This is a genomic window from Paenibacillus terrigena DSM 21567 (assembly GCF_000374845.1).
In the GTDB taxonomy this organism is placed as follows: domain Bacteria; phylum Bacillota; class Bacilli; order Paenibacillales; family Paenibacillaceae; genus Paenibacillus_K; species Paenibacillus_K terrigena.
The window spans coordinates 77398-94892 of the sequence record NZ_KB895413.1 but is presented as its reverse complement, the minus strand read 5'-3'; the positions used below and the strand labels follow the sequence as shown (position 1 = coordinate 94892).

Annotated in this window: 19 protein-coding genes; 2 read left to right on the top strand and 17 right to left on the bottom strand. The window is 46.8% G+C overall.

What is annotated here, in order from left to right:
• Window positions 1-309 precede the first annotated feature (309 nt).
• The 7 genes from C558_RS0104380 to C558_RS0104350 form a co-directional block, all read right to left on the bottom strand.
• Window positions 310-618, bottom strand: a complete 309-nt coding sequence (locus tag C558_RS0104380) for a DUF2500 domain-containing protein (protein ID WP_018755016.1) — start codon at window positions 616-618, stop codon at window positions 310-312.
• A 93-nt stretch (window positions 619-711) separates the two neighbouring features.
• On the bottom strand, window positions 712-1227 hold the full coding sequence (locus tag C558_RS30355; protein ID WP_018755015.1) for an AAA family ATPase: 516 nt from the start codon (window positions 1225-1227) through the stop codon (window positions 712-714).
• A gap of 186 nt (window positions 1228-1413) precedes the next feature.
• Window positions 1414-2625: a GTP-binding protein gene (locus tag C558_RS0104370; RefSeq protein WP_018755014.1), complete on the bottom strand. Its 1212-nt coding sequence runs from the start codon at window positions 2623-2625 to the stop codon at window positions 1414-1416.
• A 148-nt stretch (window positions 2626-2773) separates the two neighbouring features.
• Entirely contained in the window at window positions 2774-3358 is a 585-nt protein-coding gene (locus tag C558_RS0104365) for a YdeI/OmpD-associated family protein (protein WP_018755013.1), read from the bottom strand.
• A 29-nt stretch (window positions 3359-3387) separates the two neighbouring features.
• Window positions 3388-3930: a DUF1697 domain-containing protein gene (locus tag C558_RS0104360; RefSeq protein ID WP_018755012.1), complete on the bottom strand. Its 543-nt coding sequence runs from the start codon at window positions 3928-3930 to the stop codon at window positions 3388-3390.
• Window positions 3931-4065: 135 nt separating this feature from the next.
• The gene (locus C558_RS0104355) at window positions 4066-4599 is read right to left on the bottom strand and encodes a chromate transporter (protein ID WP_018755011.1); all 534 of its coding nucleotides are present in this window, start codon (window positions 4597-4599) and stop codon (window positions 4066-4068) included.
• A 14-nt stretch (window positions 4600-4613) separates the two neighbouring features.
• Window positions 4614-5252, bottom strand: coding sequence for a chromate transporter (locus C558_RS0104350; RefSeq protein WP_026263715.1), 639 nt, complete (start codon window positions 5250-5252; stop codon window positions 4614-4616).
• A gap of 267 nt (window positions 5253-5519) precedes the next feature.
• Between C558_RS0104350 and C558_RS0104345 the strand changes: the two genes are divergently transcribed.
• Complete coding sequence (locus C558_RS0104345) at window positions 5520-6713, top strand: ROK family protein (RefSeq protein ID WP_018755009.1); 1194 nt, start codon at window positions 5520-5522, stop codon at window positions 6711-6713.
• Window positions 6714-6757: 44 nt separating this feature from the next.
• Here C558_RS0104345 and C558_RS0104340 read toward each other — a convergent pair whose 3' ends face one another.
• The 6 genes from C558_RS0104340 to C558_RS0104320 all read right to left on the bottom strand — a co-directional run bounded on the left by C558_RS0104340 (window position 6758) and on the right by C558_RS0104320 (window position 12191).
• Entirely contained in the window at window positions 6758-7603 is an 846-nt protein-coding gene (locus C558_RS0104340) for a sugar phosphate isomerase/epimerase family protein (RefSeq protein WP_018755008.1), read from the bottom strand.
• Between the two features lie 172 nt (window positions 7604-7775).
• Window positions 7776-8957: a NupC/NupG family nucleoside CNT transporter gene (locus tag C558_RS0104335; RefSeq protein ID WP_018755007.1), complete on the bottom strand. Its 1182-nt coding sequence runs from the start codon at window positions 8955-8957 to the stop codon at window positions 7776-7778.
• Window positions 8958-9020: 63 nt separating this feature from the next.
• Window positions 9021-9731, bottom strand: a complete 711-nt coding sequence (deoD, locus tag C558_RS0104330) for a purine-nucleoside phosphorylase (RefSeq protein WP_018755006.1) — start codon at window positions 9729-9731, stop codon at window positions 9021-9023.
• 122 nt (window positions 9732-9853) lie between these two features.
• Window positions 9854-10417: a PTS sugar transporter subunit IIB gene (locus C558_RS30350; RefSeq protein ID WP_211220739.1), complete on the bottom strand. Its 564-nt coding sequence runs from the start codon at window positions 10415-10417 to the stop codon at window positions 9854-9856.
• Window positions 10418-10770: 353 nt separating this feature from the next.
• Entirely contained in the window at window positions 10771-11286 is a 516-nt protein-coding gene (locus C558_RS30345; RefSeq protein ID WP_040674399.1) for a helix-turn-helix domain-containing protein, read from the bottom strand.
• An 8-nt stretch (window positions 11287-11294) separates the two neighbouring features.
• Complete coding sequence (locus C558_RS0104320) at window positions 11295-12191, bottom strand: AraC family transcriptional regulator (RefSeq protein ID WP_018755005.1); 897 nt, start codon at window positions 12189-12191, stop codon at window positions 11295-11297.
• Between the two features lie 139 nt (window positions 12192-12330).
• On the opposite strand from C558_RS0104320, the gene C558_RS0104315 reads away from it, so the two are divergent.
• Window positions 12331-13104, top strand: coding sequence for a phytanoyl-CoA dioxygenase family protein (locus C558_RS0104315; protein ID WP_018755004.1), 774 nt, complete (start codon window positions 12331-12333; stop codon window positions 13102-13104).
• A gap of 78 nt (window positions 13105-13182) precedes the next feature.
• On the opposite strand, the gene C558_RS0104310 is transcribed toward C558_RS0104315, so the two are convergent.
• The 4 genes from C558_RS0104310 to C558_RS0104295 all read right to left on the bottom strand — a co-directional run bounded on the left by C558_RS0104310 (window position 13183) and on the right by C558_RS0104295 (window position 17451).
• Window positions 13183-13980 carry a sugar phosphate isomerase/epimerase family protein gene (locus tag C558_RS0104310; RefSeq protein WP_018755003.1) on the bottom strand — a complete coding sequence of 266 codons (798 nt, stop codon included), beginning with the start codon at window positions 13978-13980 and terminating at the stop codon, window positions 13183-13185.
• A 21-nt stretch (window positions 13981-14001) separates the two neighbouring features.
• Window positions 14002-14826 carry a phytanoyl-CoA dioxygenase family protein gene (locus tag C558_RS0104305; protein ID WP_018755002.1) on the bottom strand — a complete coding sequence of 275 codons (825 nt, stop codon included), beginning with the start codon at window positions 14824-14826 and terminating at the stop codon, window positions 14002-14004.
• A gap of 102 nt (window positions 14827-14928) precedes the next feature.
• Window positions 14929-15735 carry an AraC family transcriptional regulator gene (locus tag C558_RS30340; protein ID WP_018755001.1) on the bottom strand — a complete coding sequence of 269 codons (807 nt, stop codon included), beginning with the start codon at window positions 15733-15735 and terminating at the stop codon, window positions 14929-14931.
• A gap of 159 nt (window positions 15736-15894) precedes the next feature.
• Complete coding sequence (locus tag C558_RS0104295; RefSeq protein WP_018755000.1) at window positions 15895-17451, bottom strand: ABC-F family ATP-binding cassette domain-containing protein; 1557 nt, start codon at window positions 17449-17451, stop codon at window positions 15895-15897.
• Between the last annotated feature and the right edge of the window lie 44 nt (window positions 17452-17495).

Here is a 17495-nt window from a genome sequence, read left to right as displayed (position 1 = left end):
CATGCCATCTGTTGGGGATATGTATTCTCACTGCATCGATGCGGTGACTAGGAAACCACGCTACGGCTCTTCTTGAAGCTCTGTCTCATCCGCTGATCATTCTTCATCGAAATGAACATACATACAGCGCCTAGAAGCAGCAAACATGATGATGTTATCGGAAGCAAATATTCCACGTCAACCACACCTCGCATTACTTTAGAATGATAATCATTATCATCATTATAACGGATTTGTAGTCGATTGCAACCCTTTTTTCATAAAAACTGAAATTCATTCTCAGTGAGAATACCACCATCGCTTAGACTTTTACAGCTTCCGTTCAAAATGTTTGAATCGGGTCCCTTGATAACGTACTTCTCCAACATCACCTTCAACAATTAGCCCATATTGCTCATTTCGAATTTGAAGCTCGAGCCTGGAACGATCCTCGAACTCAAAGGTAATGAAGTAATCTGTATTGGCGCTGAAATCACCGGATCCGCCCCAGACCTTGGAACGCTTCGCGACGACCTTGCATGGTCTTGTAACCAAATCTGAAGCATTATTCGATGACCACTTCCCTGCTGCACCAACCGCATTAACGATGAAATAAATAAATGCACCTATGAATCCCAATATGACAATTGTTTTTACGACTTGAACAAAAATAGACGGTCCACCAAACCCCAGTCCACCAAAAGGGTCCCTTCAGACTCCCTCCTTTTATATCTAGCCAAGACCCGCCAAATCTACAATTCGGTTCACGACTTGGTCTGTCGTTATTTCATCTGTATCCATATATTGTTCGAATATCGAGGACGAGAGTCCTTCCATGCAACGTTCAATTTGCTTCGCAGGCCATGATTCTGGCCCATCACCTCGCTGTGCTAGACGCTGAAGCAATACTTCTCTCGACACACGGAGTGTAAAGTGCTGTACGATCACACCGTCAGCTCGCAATCTCCCGATAATCTCTTCATAATATTCGGGATTCACCAAAGTCATAGGAACAATGGTCAATCCAGAATACGATCGTTCCATTTTGGATAACATCGTATAATTGATTTCGCGCCACTCGGGATGATGCTGGAAATCATCCAGCTGAAGCTCCTCTGGCAAGCTTGCTCTAATGTAATACCCCGCATTCTCCGGATCATAGACGAATGAATTCGGAACCCTCTGATGAAGTGCATTCGCCGTCTCCGTCTTTCCTGCGCCAAATGCGCCATTAATCCAAACAATCACACTATTCCCTCCTTATATCACCCATCAATCCCTAATAATACCACTTATTACCTGGCGTGAACATGAAAAAAGCCAATACGCTGCTCATAGAGCCCACATATTGGCTGATCCAATATTGATCTAGTTCGTTAATATCGCACGTGCACAAAAATCGTAATAATTACGATTTAAGAAGGTGAATAAACACTATCCTTGCTCTTGCAGCAACGCGTCTACCGGCCAAGGTAGCGGATTCTCAAATTGCGACCAGTCTTGCAATAGCTCTGCTTCATCGACGAGACAATGATCGAGCTGGTCTTCAATTTCCGCTTGATCCATCGCTATACCAATGAACACAACCTCATTCATCCGGTCCCCCCAAGTGGGATCCCATTTCTTCAATACATCGGGTTCCGTGCTTAGAATATATTCTTGATCCAGCTTCGGCAGCGACGCAACCCAATATCCTGCTGGCCCAAATTGAATCGATGAGCTGGCTTGGCTTAGGTTGGCAGCGACATCGTCTTTGGCCGCGAGCCATACGATGCCTTTCGCCCGGACAACCTCTTCTGGCCAATCCGACATAAAATCAGCGAACCGCTCAGGATGAAAAGGTCTTCTCCGACGATAGACGAAGCTGCTAATGCCGTACTCATCCGTCTCTGGTGTATGATGCTCCTTTTGGAGTTCTTGAATCCAGCCTGCGGACATACTGGCTTGTTCGAAATCGAATCGTCCTGTATTCAAAATCTCGCTCGGATCCACCTGACCGTTCACCGTCTGAATGATTTTAGCATCCGGCTGTAGCTTACGCAGCACGCCCACTAACGTCTTTAATCCTGCTTCATCGACAAGATCGCATTTGTTCAAGATTAAGATATCACAGGTCTCAATCTGATCAATGAGCAGATCCACGACGTCCCGATGGTCCCCTTCACCGACAGCCTGTTCACGATCTAACAGCGTCTCACCCGAGGAGAAATCATGCCAGAAGCGATTAGCATCCACAACGGTCACGAGACAGTCCAACTTCGCGAGCTCAGGAAGATTAATGCCCGACTCCGGGTCTTCGTAACTGAACGTCTGTGCGACAGGCACCGGTTCACTAATTCCGCTCGATTCAATGAGAATATAGTCGAATCTCCCATCCTTTGCAAGCCGTTCAACTTCGACCAAGAGATCATCCCGCAATGTGCAGCAGATACAGCCATTCGATATCTCGACTAGTTTCTCATCTGTCCTCGATAGATTGGTGCCTGACTTCACGAGTTCGGCATCGATATTGACCTCACTCATATCATTGACGATGACAGCAACCTTCAAGCCTTGTCGATTATTGAGCACATGATTGAGCACCGTCGTTTTACCGGAACCTAAATACCCGCTTAATACGGTAACCGGAATTCTATTTTCTGTCATAGTACACTCCTTATCATTTCTTAATGGTAATGTTTACGATTAATGAATTCATTATATATCTATCACCTACCCAAAAGTCAAGAAAAAAGAATTAAATTATTGAACACAAAAAAAGCCCGCCAGAATCCTGGCCGACCTTATTCAATCCCTATGGATATATCTTCTCCCCAGCTTCCAGCATGGCAATGAACTGGTCCAACCGCTTCTTCCGCGTCTCCGGCTTCTTGGCATTCTGCAACCGGAACGTGATCGCAAATCGGTTCGTACGGTTTAGCGTCTCGAAGAATGCCTTAGCCTTACTGTTCTGATTCAGAGCAGCCTCCAGATCCTCAGGCACCTGATTCTCGCTCTGCGGGGCGTATGCCGCATCCCATCGTCCATTGGCCTTCGCCTGTTCAATGGCTTGCATGCCTGCAGGCTTCATTCGACCTTCCGCGATCAGACGTGTCACCTTATCTTTGTTGACCTGGGACCAGATACTCCGAGATGATCGAGGGCCGAATCGCTGAATATAGAATTCTTCGTCATAACTCTCCTTCTGACTGTCGATCCACCCGTAACAGAGCGCGCAATCCAATGCTTCGCTATACGTTGGCGTCGTTCGGGTCGCACCTTTCTTCGCAATCTGCAGTCGCACGCCAGTCGAGGTCGCATGATGATCTTCCAGCCATGTCGTCCATGCCTCTGGATCGGCCACATACAATAACGTGTACTCGTTTCCTTTGTTCGCCATCGTCATCGTTCCTTTCACGTTATTTTTTACTAGGCCTTTGCAAGTGCTAGCAATTTATTAACGGTCGCCCAGTTGCGTGTCGTTGCGGCCACCCCTAGCTTCTTCTCCATGAAATTATTCGAATAGATTGATTTGCCATAGCTCTCGCGACATCGAATATAGACCTCATGCCCAGAAACCTGAAAATCATCGACTTCACTCTTGAACGTCATGAGCTGTGCAATATTCGATTCCGATGGCAGTGCAGACAGAAAAGTCACATATATTTTCTCCTTCTCACCTTGCTCTTCGCCTGCATACGGATTTCTTCCGATTACCTCCGCAAGCTCCTCCGATGATCGGACGACAGTTCGTACGTCATAGCCCAGCGAATCGCGAAGTGTCTGTTCAATCTGTGCCGATAAAATATCTGTCGGTTGTTCTTCTGCCTCAAAGAGCACATTGCCGCTCTGAATATACGTCCGTACGTTATGCACCGGCAGAGCTTCGAATATTTGCCGTAAATGCTCCATCTTTATTATTTTTTGACCACTGACATTAATCCCTCTCAGCAGCGCTACGTAAGTCGTCATACATCATCTTCCCTTCACAAAACGTTCACATCTACCATCATATACCAATTTTTGCTCGACACCAAGTCCTATGAATAAACAAATCCTTTTACGAAAAACAAAAAGCCACCCTCCCCAAGACAGCTGCACACTGTACTAGAAAAGAATGACTCCTGCTGCGGCCGAGGCCAGAATAACCATGAGTGGATGCATTTTGAACCGAATAATACCGTATAGACATCCTGCGCAAATAAGCAATGTAGCAAGCGTCGACCAAGTTAATCCCGGCTCCGAGCTCGATAATAGGCCAAAATGAATTGCTGCATACGCGATAAGGCCTGTCACAATGGGTCTGAGGCCATAAAAGGAAGATTTGACAAATCGATTATGATGCAGCCGCCCAAAACATGCTGCAAGAATAATGATAATAATTAATGATGGCAAGATCATGCCGAGTGTCGAGCTAATCGCACCCCCAATCCCTGCCGTTCGATAGCCGATTAAGGTCGCACTATTCGTTGCGATCGGCCCTGGTGCCATACCCGCCAACGCAACAATTTCTTGAAAATCAGATGCACTCATCCAATGCCTGAGATTGACTTCATGCTCAATAATTGTAATAACGGCGTATCCGCCACCAAAGGAGATCAGCCCTACTTTCATAAAGACGAGAAATAATTGCCATAACATGCCATTCACTCCTGTTAGATGTAATACTCCGGATAGATCGGCTCAGGTTCCTGTTGCTTGGATTCACGCTGCTCTGTATACACTTGCATGCCTAGATGCTTCTTCACCTGCACAGCAACGAGACCAATCACAAGTCCGATGGCAATCAAATAGATCGGATGAATAGGCGTCATCATTAACATAACAACCGTACTAATGCCAACGGCTGCTGTTGTCTTATCGAACAGGGCTGTCTTGGCCATTTTGTAGGCAGCAATAATAATTAGAGCAATCACGCCGCCTTGGATCCCTTTAAGCGCCGCTTCGATTTTCGGATGATCCTGAAACATCGAGTAACCCCAGCTAAGCGCGAACACGATAAAAAACGTAGGCAATGCAATACCCGCAACAGCGAGAATGGCTCCCATCACACCAGCGAGACGGTATCCAATGAACGCTGCCAGGTTCACCCCCACGCCGCCAGGCGCAGATCCTGCGATCGAGACGAGATCACTCATCTCTTCCTCTCGCATCCATCCGTGTTTCTCTACGACTTCTCGTTCAATTCCTGGGATCATGGCATAACCGCCACCAAACGTTGAGGGGCCGATGCGGCAGAAAGTCCAAAATATTTGTGTATATATTTTTAATTGTTTCGATGCGGTTGTTCGCACATCCCCACCTCCAAGTCATGCAGTCAAGTTCCTCTTTTTATAGTATACTATCTTTATTCCATTCTGACATTAAGTTTGTGATAAACAACCATTAAAGAAAGTTTATACCCTCGATACGAACTTCTTATACCATTAATTCCGAGTTGTTTATAATGAAATGGAATTAAGTTCATAGTGAAAAATCATAGGCTGGAAATCTCTGCAATCTAGCGGTATAATTATAATATACATATCCTACCTGATTACTTGGTTAATAGATGGGCGGTGATGCATTTGAACTTAGCAATACCAACGACGAAGAAACTCATATTCGACTATATCGCAGCACGGGATACCGTATCCAAAGCGGATCTCCTTCAGGCCTTCGCCGTCACGAGCAGCAGCTTAACACGACTATTGGAAGAGATGATTGTTGAAGGCATTATTGAAGCTTCGGGATTCGGTAGTTCAACCGGCGGTAGGAAACCGATCCTCTATCGAATTCATGCAACTTTTCGATACATGATTGGATTTGAAATCTCTCGGATAAGTTCGTCCGTCGCGCTCTATGATCTTCAGATGAACCGGTTATCCTATACCCGCTGGAAAATGGATGCGCAAATGACCCCTACAGTATTGCTCGAGCGCGCCGCCGATCAAATCGAAGAAATGCTGCATCAGCACGGCATCCATCCAAGCCTTGTCATCGGCATTGGCATCGGCGCTGTAGGCCCGCTCGATCAGACGAACGGAATGATCTTGACACCGCTTCACTTCCCTGCGGAAGGTTGGCAGCATGTCCCGATCTGTGAATGGATGACGAGACGACTCGGTATTCCTGCCCAACTGGATAATGGTGCGAACACAGCGCTCATCGGCGAGCATTATGCGCTGCGTGCCGAGCAGATGAAGCATATGCTCTATGTTCACGCGGGAGTTGGACTCCGTTCAGCCATGATGTCTGATGGCCAGATTGTTCGTGGTGCATTTGACTTGGAAGGCTCCTTCGGACAAATGATCATCCAGACGGATGGTCCACGTCTGCAAGAAGACGGCAACTACGGCGCGCTGGAGGCTTACGCATCCATTCAAGCCCTCGAGAAGCAAGTGCGAACACAAGTGAAAATGGGGCGGGATACCCTCTTGCACATCTATGAACCGGAAGCAATCCACTTCGACTTGCTCACCCACGCACTTGCTGAAGGAGACCGTCTCGTGAAGGAGCATTTCATTCAAGCCGCAACCTACTTAGGTATCGGTGTCGCGAACCTCATCAATGTTCTCCACCCTGAGCAAGTGATTCTGGGAGGACCACTTATTCATGCAGATCCTGTCATCTACGACACGATCATGCATGTGGCGAAGAAAAATATTTATTACTCTCCTGCCTATCAACCCAACTTCTCCCCAGGTGAGCTGGGAGAAGACGCGGTAGCGTCTGGCGCAGCCGTCATGGTAAGAAGAGACTGGGACTGTGAATGATAGAAGGCCTCGCAGCGAATACGCTACGAGGCCTTTCTCTGTATTTAACGGTTGATCAACCCTGCTGCACCAAACACTTTCTCGAATCCTTGTCTGGACCGCTCTAATAATACCTCTGGCGAATCCGTTGGCGCCGTTGGCGTTAGGATTTCCTGGGAAACAACACCCTTATAACCAATCTTATGTAATCCCTGTAAGAACCCGACCAGGTCAATCGCACCTTCCCCTGGGTACAACCGGTCATTGTCCAACACCTGCTCCACCGGGACAGGCGGCGCATCATTGATATGTACATGGACAATCTGGTCCGCACGCAGCTTCAGAATGTCTTCGACGGTCAGCTCATTCGTATAATAATGATAAGCATCGAACAGGAGACCCACATTCGGCTCTCCAATCGCATCGATCAGATCCAATGTCTCTTCGAGCGTCCAGATGAACGGATTCGCCCATGCTGTACGCAAGTGATGCGGTCCAACGAATTCAAGACCTAACCGAACGCCATACGCACCTAGAATTTGTGCACACACCCGTAGTCTTCTGATCGCGAGCGCCATGAAATGCGCTGATTTCAAATCTGTCGATGGTAGAATATAGGTACAACAGCTTGTGCATCCTAGCGCAGCCGCGGCCGCAGCTTCTTGTGCCAGACGCTTCAGGCCTTCTTGAAATGCATCCTCGCTTGTTCTCCACTGTACAGACAGACTAATTGAACCGATCCGCATCCGATTCCCTGCTAATAATGCCTTCGCTTGTTCCATGCCGTTGCGTTCAATGAAACCAAGTGCTTCCAGATCTACAGCCTCAAATTGATATTGTGCAGCCAATTGAATCAAATGCTCGTCACTTAAGGATCCACCGATTCCCGCACGCGTAAGCCCTTTCAACAATGACATCGCCTCCCCTAGATAAGAATATCTCTATCATCATATCCAAGCCGTACACGAATGACAAATCCCCCTCATCGCTGAGGAGGACCTAATAGGTGATGGAATCGCCCTTTCTATCCCTTCATCGCATCGGTGCGCCGAGTTTCATGATTTTCTGGGGCTAATTGCTCGTTTAGAATACAATACTAACAATAATGGCTGATAAGAAGCTAACGAGTGCTGCACCATATAATAATTTAAGACCGAAGCCTGCGACCACGTTGCCTTGTTTCTCATGAAGCCCTTTCACCGCACCAACAATGGTACCAATCGAACCAAAGTTAGCGAAGGAAATGAGGAATACGGAGACGATGGCATTTGTACGCTCACTGAAATCACCTTGGATTTTGACAAAATCAAGCATGGCTACGAACTCGTTCGCTACAATTTTCGTCGCCATAATGCTTCCAGCTTGAACCGCTTCGCTCCAAGGGACACCCATTAGGAAGGCAACCGGAGCAAGTACATAACCGAGAATTCCTTGGAACGAGATGCCGAAGATTCCGCTGAAAATTCCGTTAATCATCGCAATGAGCGCAATGAATCCGACAAGCATGACGCCAACGATCACAACCACCTTAAATCCATCGAGAATGTATTCCCCGAGCATTTCGAAGAAGGTCTGCTTCTCTTCTTGCTGGACTTCTAGCAAATCCTCCTCCGGTTCCACCTTATAAGGGTTAATGATCGATGCAATAATGAATCCGCCGAACAAATTGAGTACGAGCGCCGTCACAACATATTCCGGCTTCAACATCGTCATATAAGAACCAACGATCGACATGGACACCGTGGACATTGCAGACGCGCATAAGGTATACAATCGATTCTTAGGCAGCAACCCAATTTGCTTCTTGAACGAGATGAAGACCTCGTTCTGTCCCAAGATGGCGGAAGCTACCGCATTGTATGATTCTAACTTGCCAAGACCATTCACTTTACTAAGCGCAAGACCAATGTACTTGATAATGAACGGTAAGATTTTGTAATGCTGTAAAATCCCGATAATCACCGACATGAACACAATCGGCATTAACACGTGGAAGAAGAACGAATGAATCCCTTCATTCACTAAGCCGCCGAATACGAAATCCGTTCCTTGATTCGCATATCCTAATAGTTTGGCGAACCCATTCGCGAACCCCCGAACCAGATATTCCCCAATGCTTGTCTTAAGCAGCAGCAGACCAAAGACGATCTGAAGCACGATCATGATCAGGATGGGACGATATTTAATCTTTTTCTTGTCACTGCTTGCGAGCCATGCCAGGAGTAGAACAACAACAAGCCCGATTAGCGCGATACCATATTTCATGATAGTAGTTCCCCCATTTCCATATTGTGTGAATCCATTCACAATAACTGTGATTGAAACGCATCACACATCTGCAATGATCGTATTCAGCGCAATTTCTGCCATGCCGTTAAACGATTGCTCACTCGTCTTATGCGATGAACGTTCATTCGTCAAGAGCTGGCTGCCGACCGTCAGTATGGTCAATGCTCGAACCCCATATTTTGCTGCTAACGTATACAACGCTGTGCTCTCCATCTCCACCGCCAGGACGCCGAATTCCATGAATTTATGCAGACGATCTAACGTCTCGCGGTAGAATTCATCGGAATTATAAATGTTGCCGACATGTACCTTCGCTTGCTGTGACTCAGCTAATTGATACGCTTTCATTAACATGTGAAAATCTGCAGTCGGCGCATAATTGCAGCCATGGAATATTTTTTCCGTCATGTTGCTATCGGAGGATACGGACTGCGCTAACACAATGTCACGAATCTGGAGCTCCTTCTGCATCGCTCCGCATGTCCCGATCCGAATCAGCTTCTTTGCCCCATAGTCCTTAATCAACTCAGTCGCATAAATGCTCATCGAGGCATTGCCCATCCCTGTTCCTTGCACTGAGACAGGTACGCCTTTATAGATTCCGGTATAACCGAGCATCCCTCTCACTTCGTTATAACAATAGACATCGTCCAAGAAATGTTCCGCGACGAATTTGGCACGCAGTGGATCGCCTGGTAGTAAGACGCGCTCCGCGACCTGACCGACTTGTGCTTCCATATGAATACTCATGTTGTTATTCCCCCTCATCATCTTGCTATCGAAATCGCTTACATGAACATCATAAGAAGAATCCGAGGAACAAACTAGACCAAAAGTTGGCGTAAGCTACGGAAGAAAAAGGACCAACACCTTCACATCAGCAGCTCTTGGCGGATATTATCCAGATCTCGACGTGTCGGAATCGTCGCGATAATCACGGTAGGAACGCTCTTGATCGATAGCGGGAACGTGCTGATAATAAAATCAATCTGCCGCTGCTTCACAATGTCATCGGTTAACCCTTCCATAATGGTCGTATGAATGGTGAGTTGATCACCAATTTCTTTTTTGATGAGATTCGCGACGTAATGGCGGACGGAGAACTCCTCTCCGATAATAAGAAAAGCGTTCTTGCTCTTATATCGCAGACTGGAGCTGACGAGTAAGGTGAGCTTGGTCAGATGGAATTCATTCAGATGGATCAGCGAAAAATAGTGATTCCACTGCGCCATACAGCGCTGCACCTCATCATAGACATGCTGACAAGACTGCTGCACATATGTTGTAAGATGATTCTGGGAGACATCCATCAGTTCCGGAATCGCATTATCGATGATCAATTTTTCGAAGAATTCACCCATCTCCTGGATAAACCGCTCGTCCATATGCAGTGTAGGAAAAGATTGCATCAATAGCGGAAAAAGCTGATTACGCATCGATATCATGAGCTCCTCCTGCCGAGAATGCGTACGTGCTGCAGAGTTAACTGAGCCCTGATTGTTATATTGACTCAAGCTGAATAACGAGGTTAGGATTCGATACTTCTTGTGGAAAATATTCTGCGAAGCATATGCCTATACAGGATGGCCATTTGCAAATACCGATTTTGATACATTGAACCATTTCATTACCGAGATCGAAGCTGAGAACCGGATTGTGTATTTCCTGAATTCCAAGCGTAATTTAGCTTTCCTGATTGCGATTGTAATCGAACGGGTTCGACAAAGACATACGGTGCACATTGAGGAGGAGCAATATGAATGGACAGAGAGCCTATTTCATCGACCGCTCATCGAGCTAGCCAAGAAGTTAGAACATACATACCAGATTTCCCTGCCAAAAGATGAGATTTTCTTATATGAATTTCGTGGCCTTTGAACGCAGGGGTCGCATATGTGATCCGCAGATGAAAAGGTTTCAGCTCTTGGTTATTCAACTGTACAATGAATTTCTTAAAGGATGAGGTGCTCATGAACATCGATTCCGCAATTTCCTCCGCACGAATGCGTCCCCCTTGTGTGAATAACAGATGCATCAACCGATAATAAGAAGTCTGCTTGAACAACTGGGCAATGACTTCCTGGATCGTCGTGCTTCGGCGGTCACGGTGCAGAATCATGCCCCTTCCACGCGACACTTCAATGGCCATCGCAGACAGCAATTGCTGACTCAACTCCTCGACGAGCTTGCGAATCGTCTTATCGGATACCATGAGCTCCTTCTCCATTTCTGCAAAAGTAAACCAACGCTGCTCCGTATCCAACAAGGTCAGTAATCCTCTGGCCAGAATAAAATCCTTATCCATATCAGCACCTAATCCTTCTGTATCAATGATGTTATGTTCTTCTTCGTCTCACGGAATCGGCCTGGCGGCAGCTTCTTGTCCTCCATGAACACCCGTGTGAAATAATGAACCGAAGAAAATCCAGTAAGTTCAGCAATTTGCTTAATCGGCAGATCGGTACCGAGCAAGAGTCGAGTCGCTTGACGTACACGCTCATGCCGGATGAAATCTGTAAAAGTCTCGCCAATTCCAGCTGAGAATAGACGCGATAAATGCCGTTCTGAGACATTTAAATAACGAGCGACATCCGTGAGGCCGATTGTGCCAGCCAAATTATCTCGTATATACAGTTTGGCTTGCTGGAGCAGCATATTCGTATTCTTCCGCTGCATATTGGCCATCCCCTTTTGTGTCTGTACGCCAAATAACGTAAGAAACGATAGGATCAAGGAATAGGCTACCGTGCCAATCGCCGCGGCAGGGAGATTCCCTGTCATGCCATCCTTCAGCATCAAAGACTTCCACAATAACGCCGTTGGATGAAGATCGTCCTGATGCACACATACCGCAGCATATTCACTCAGCGCTTCAAAGGCCTCGCGAATGGTGCCGTGAGTTAACGATTCATCCAATTCAAAGGCCACATAGAGAAGAAACAACCCTTCCTGTGTACGAATTTGATGAGTAACCCCTGGCCTTGAACAAAAATGTGTACCGCTCTGAATTGGATAGTCCACCCCATCATCAGTATACGTTCCTTCGCCTGTGAGGACATAGCAGACTTCGAAGAACGAATGTTTGTGAACCGGATTATCAAATAACTGTGGATTCACGCCCCAGTAGTGCACCTTAAAACAAGCATCGTTCGTCTGCAATACGGTTGCGATTTCATTGAGCATGGAATTGGTTTCTTTATACAGGTACATGATATTCCCGCCTAACTGATATGACCTTATTTTACAAAAAAATGTCCTTTTTTAAAAAAGACAACAGATCATTATAATCTTTATCATTATACGTGTAATCAACCAAAATTGCTCGTATCTAATCCAAGGAGGCGTGTAGATGATTCAACCCGTAGATGTGCAATTTTATAAAGAGAATGGATACTTACTCGTGAAGGGGGTATTCAATCTTGAAGAAGTCGAGGAGATGCGCGGGGCGGTTGAGCGAATTATTCAACGCGCTGCACAGTCGAAGGCTGATTGGAACGCAGCTTGGCAAGGTGAGTATCTCCCGCCAGAGCAATTGAAGAAGCTCGTACTGAAAGGATTTCATGATGTGCATTATCATGATGCTTCATTTACGCGTGCGGTTGTGCACCCGAATATGCGGGCGGTTCTCACACAAATCATCGGTCCCAATGTCCAATTGCATCATTCCAAAATGCTGGTCAAACCGCCTGAGAATGGCGCCGCATTCCCAATGCATCAAGATTACCCCTACTTCCCGCATGCGAATCATTCGATGTTAGCGGCGAGTGTCCATCTAGATTATGCCGATGAAGAAAACGGTTGTCTGCGCGTCATCCCAGGCTCACACAAGGCTGGATCCCTTCCCCATGTCGGCTCCCATTATCTGAATCACAAGGAATATCCGACGAAAGACGGAACGCCTTGCATTGCCGAAGCAGGGGACGTATTGTTCTTTAATTATTTGACCATCCACGGATCGGACCCGAACCGCAGCTCTCGAACGCGGAGAAACGTCTTGTTCCAATACAAAGATGCGAGCGACTTTCCGACGGAAAATGTCCATTTCGACTGGGGCATGGGACTCATGGTTGCTGGGGAGAACCCGCATTTCTTGAAAGCGAAGCCGAACTATACCATTACGTAATCATCGCATAAAAGGGGCTGTTCCAATCTGTAGGTTCTCTCTACAGTGGAACAGCCCCTCTATATTGGATGTGAATCTTTATCCGTTCTGAAAACGCTCGCGCACTCTACCTGCCATCCATTGGTTAACTTCGAACAGATCGGCTACAGGTTGCCCTGTATAAGGAATTCTCGGCATATAACCGGGAGGACCGAATTCAGGGGTCATCGTCGTGACATGATGCCCTTCCATTTTTCTGCGATGTAGAATCGTCTCCCACCAACCTTCGAAACGCTCCAATGCATAGGCATATTCAGGCGCGGCTGGATGCGGGACCTGTGGCCCTTGTTCGAACCCGATCCTTGCATGCAGGTGAATCGTCCGTTCCATAATGATAGACATATCCTCTTCTTGATCATGGAGGAGGGATTCGCAGACGCACGTAAAATGGCTGTAATCTGCGGTAATCCGGAGTTCTGGAAATGTGCGAAGTAGTCTTGCCGTCGACCTCGGCGTGAACATGGTCCGACCGCGATGCGTCTCATGGCCGATCGGCACCCCGAATTGTTTCTCGACTTGCACAGCATTAGCGAAGAACCGATCTTGTTCTTCCTCACCCCAATAATCTTTGCCGCTATGCGAATTGATCAATTGCGGACGAAACTTCACAGCACGCTCCACTTGAGCCAAGAAGGATTCTTCATGATTGCCATGCGTATAAATCTGCGGAATGTAACCAAGCCCCAGCTCCTCGCGAAGCTCATTGAACTCATTCTCATCATCCTGTGAAGGAAGCCCCACTTCCACCCCGTCATATCCATGCTGCGCCGCCCGTTCCATCTTTTCTCGCAATGTCCCTTCCATGCCCCAGAACGCGTGATACATCTTCAATTCCAACTTAAACTCCCCTTTACTCGCTTATTTATGGTGCCCCCTTGGTTTCTTCCCGCTCCAACGTTCATCGACGAGTTCTGTAGCCGATTGATACCGCGCGTCCACGCTAATGCGATATTGATTGGTCGTATTCTCCAAGGAACAATGCATCAAGAACATGCCGAAGATCAGCACATCTCCCGCTTCGAACGTCGTTGTCGCCCATTGTCCGCCGAATTTCTCGGTAATCACGAGCGGATCGTCGGTATAATGTCCAATGCCATCTCGATCCGAATCCTTTGTACCGTAGGAGTTCTTGAGACTGTCGAATCGATGCGAGCCTAGACACATCGCAAGACCGCCCATCTCGTAAGAGATATCGCCGATCGGTGACCACACTGTATATACGTTATGCGTACCGCGTCCCATATAGACGATATCATAATGCGCTCCAGTGAAATCGCCTGAGCCTACAGCTCGCAGCCATTTGTAATGATACGTCAGCGATTGCTCGCCAAGTAATTCATCGAAGAAGCGCATCACATGATCTCCATTCAATACGTTCAGCAATTCTGGCAAGTCTTCATTCGTGCCACCCATGAAGATACTTTTGCTGCCATCGGCAATGACGCCTTCTTCGAGGAGTGTGTCTCGCTCCAGCTTGCCCATCTTATTCATTTTCTCTAAAATCGCTCTTCGCGCTGTTAGCACCTGCTCCCGATCATGAAATCCACGAATGAGTAAATATCCGTCTTCTTCCATTCGTTCACGAAGCGCTTGTACATCATCTAAAATATCATTCGAGCTTCGCAACTCTGTTAAATGCGGTCCATTCAGTTCTAATTCACGACTCCCGACTTTAACCATCATTGTCATTACCACCCATGATTTATTTTAAATTCGATCGATTGATCACCTTCAATATAAACGGGAATGGCCAGGTTGTATTTAGGGAAATGAATTCGAAATTTACTAAAATCGCTCCGAAGGTTCGCCCATCCCCTTCTCCCCTTGCTGCTCTTTTCTCCATTTAGAGGGAGAAGTCCCCTCCATCTGTTGAAACCAAGCACTGAACAGGTGAATCCCCGAGAAACCTAGCTGTTCCGCGATGCGCAGAATAGGTTCGTCCGAAGTACGGAGGAGCCATTTGGCTTCAGATAATCTATGAAGCTGTTGATATTGCTTCGGTGATACATGATAGACTCTCGTAAACTCCTTGCGAAAAGCCGACACCGATAATCCTGACATACGAGCTAATTCCGTTACGCGGACTTCTTGATGGAATTGGTTCCGAATATAATCGGCTGCACTCGAGATCGACATGCGCTGTGGCTCATTTCGAGTATGCTGCATCAATGTTAACAGGAACAAATCTATCCACGTGGAGATAACAACATCGCGCTCCTCCAATGGCCCAGAGATGATCTTCAGCCAATTGCGAAATAGAGATTCATAGATTTCTCGATTCATCGGCGATAAGTAAATCAATCTTGGACGTTCAGGCTCCGCTAACTGATAGAATCGTTGCACGAGCTCTTGAGGGATCGAGGATACTTGTAAGACCCCGAATCGTACGGAATCCTCGGTCCAGAATCGGTGTGGTACATTCGGCGGGATTAGGACAACGGCTCCTTTCTCCATCACATATTCGCTACGCAGGCATTCCATCACAGCAGAACCTTCAAGCACGATGGATACTTCATAATCAGGATGATGATGCGTCTCCATACTCCACTGATTGGCATGCGATGCGATCGCTGTACTCACATGTATGTTCATCGTCTACCTCCCGCTGGCGAAGTTCATTTCATCCTCAGATATACAAAGTTTACCATGGAAAAGCAATACGTAAAGTAGGATTTTTGCATCGTGCAGGCAGCCATATGAAAAAAGCTTACCAACCTCTAACGATGAAGCCAGAGATAGGTAAGCTATGGATTAAAATACTTTCGTCGTCCAAGATTCACAATTCCATGTTTCTGTCACGACGTCGCGATAAAATTCAGGTTCGTGCGAAATGAGAAGAATGCTGCCTTTGAAAGCCTTCAGCGCACGCTTCAGCTCGTCCTTCGCATCGACATCCAAATGGTTCGTCGGCTCATCGAGCACAAGCAGATTGGTCTCGCGGTTGATGAGCTTGCAGAGACGGACTTTCGCTTTCTCACCACCGCTTAATACCGCAATTTTACTCTCGATATGCTTCGTCGTTAGACCGCACTTCGCTAGCGCTGCACGAACTTCAAATTGCGTGAATGCAGGGAACTCTTTCCAGATCTCTTCGATACACGTATTATAGTTGGCATCCTTCATTTCCTGCTCGAAATAGCCGATATCCAGGTTCTCACCACGTTGGACGTTACCTGAAATGGCTGGAATCTCACCTAGAATACTGCGAAGCAATGTTGTTTTACCAATACCGTTCGCGCCGACAAGTGCAATTTTCTGACCGCGTTCCATTCGAAGATCCAGAGGTCTCGACAATGGACTGTCATAACCGATGACCAGGTCCTTCGTCTCGAAGACCATCTTGCCGGAAGCTCTCGAATCTTTGAAATTGAACTGTGGCTTCGGCTTTTCCTTCGCCAGCTCAATGACTTCCATCTTATCGAGTTTCTTCTGTCTGGACATCGCCATGTTACGCGTTGCAACACTCGCTTTGTTCCGGGCAACGAAATCCTTCAAGTCCGCAATTTCTTGCTGTTGGCGCTTGAACGCCGATTCAAGCTGCTGCTTCTTCATATCGTGAACTTGCAGGAAGTAATCGTAGTCACCCACATAACGGGCTAATTCTTGATTCTCCATATGATAGATCAAGTTAATGACACTATTCAGGAACGGAATATCATGTGAGATTAGAATGAATGCATTCTCATATTCTTGCAGATAACGCTTGAGCCATTCGATATGCTGCTCATCCAGATAGTTCGTCGGCTCGTCCAAGAGTAAAATGTCCGGTTTCTCGAGCAACAGCTTCGCAAGCAAGATCTTCGTCCGCTGGCCCCCGCTCAGATCATGAACATCTTTGTCCAGACCGATATCCGTAATACCGAGACCGCGTGCGGTTTCCTCGATTTTCGCATCGATCATATAGAAATCCTGATTCGTCAGTGTATCTTGAATCGTTCCTACATCCTCAAGCAGCTGTTCAAGCTCTTCCGCCGATACGTCGCCCATTCTACCGTACATATCATTCATTTCTTGTTCCATATCGAACAAGTATTGGAATGCGCCTCGTAAGACATCACGAATCGTCATCCCTTTGTTAAGTACCGCATGTTGATCCAAATATCCGACGCGCATACGCTTGGACCATTCGACCTTTCCTTCATCCGGTTGAAGCTTGCCTGTAATAATGTTCATAAAAGTGGACTTTCCTTCGCCATTCGCGCCAATCAGTCCAATGTGCTCGCCTTTCAATAAGCGAAAAGATACGTCAGTGAAGATCGCCCGATCCCCAAAGCCGTGACTTAATCGTTCTACGTTTAATATGCTCATGCATGACACCTTTTCTTCTAGACTTTTTTCCTCGTCCTATTATA

Coding starts and splice junctions, on each gene's coding strand:
- C558_RS0104370 (WP_018755014.1), bottom strand. CDS start 2,625: ATGACAGAAAATAGAATTCCGGTTACCGTATTAAGCGGGTATTTAGGT.
- C558_RS0104365 (WP_018755013.1), bottom strand. CDS start 3,358: ATGGCGAACAAAGGAAACGAGTACACGTTATTGTATGTGGCCGATCCA.
- C558_RS0104360 (WP_018755012.1), bottom strand. CDS start 3,930: ATGACGACTTACGTAGCGCTGCTGAGAGGGATTAATGTCAGTGGTCAA.
- C558_RS0104355 (WP_018755011.1), bottom strand. CDS start 4,599: ATGTTATGGCAATTATTTCTCGTCTTTATGAAAGTAGGGCTGATCTCC.
- C558_RS0104345 (WP_018755009.1), top strand. CDS start 5,520: ATGCATTTGAACTTAGCAATACCAACGACGAAGAAACTCATATTCGAC.
- C558_RS0104335 (WP_018755007.1), bottom strand. CDS start 8,957: ATGAAATATGGTATCGCGCTAATCGGGCTTGTTGTTGTTCTACTCCTG.
- deoD (WP_018755006.1), bottom strand. CDS start 9,731: ATGAGTATTCATATGGAAGCACAAGTCGGTCAGGTCGCGGAGCGCGTC.
- C558_RS30350 (WP_211220739.1), bottom strand. CDS start 10,417: ATGCGTAATCAGCTTTTTCCGCTATTGATGCAATCTTTTCCTACACTG.
- C558_RS30345 (WP_040674399.1), bottom strand. CDS start 11,286: ATGGATAAGGATTTTATTCTGGCCAGAGGATTACTGACCTTGTTGGAT.
- C558_RS0104320 (WP_018755005.1), bottom strand. CDS start 12,191: ATGTACCTGTATAAAGAAACCAATTCCATGCTCAATGAAATCGCAACC.
- C558_RS0104315 (WP_018755004.1), top strand. CDS start 12,331: ATGATTCAACCCGTAGATGTGCAATTTTATAAAGAGAATGGATACTTA.
- C558_RS0104305 (WP_018755002.1), bottom strand. CDS start 14,826: ATGATGGTTAAAGTCGGGAGTCGTGAATTAGAACTGAATGGACCGCAT.
- C558_RS30340 (WP_018755001.1), bottom strand. CDS start 15,735: ATGAACATACATGTGAGTACAGCGATCGCATCGCATGCCAATCAGTGG.
- C558_RS0104295 (WP_018755000.1), bottom strand. CDS start 17,451: ATGAGCATATTAAACGTAGAACGATTAAGTCACGGCTTTGGGGATCGG.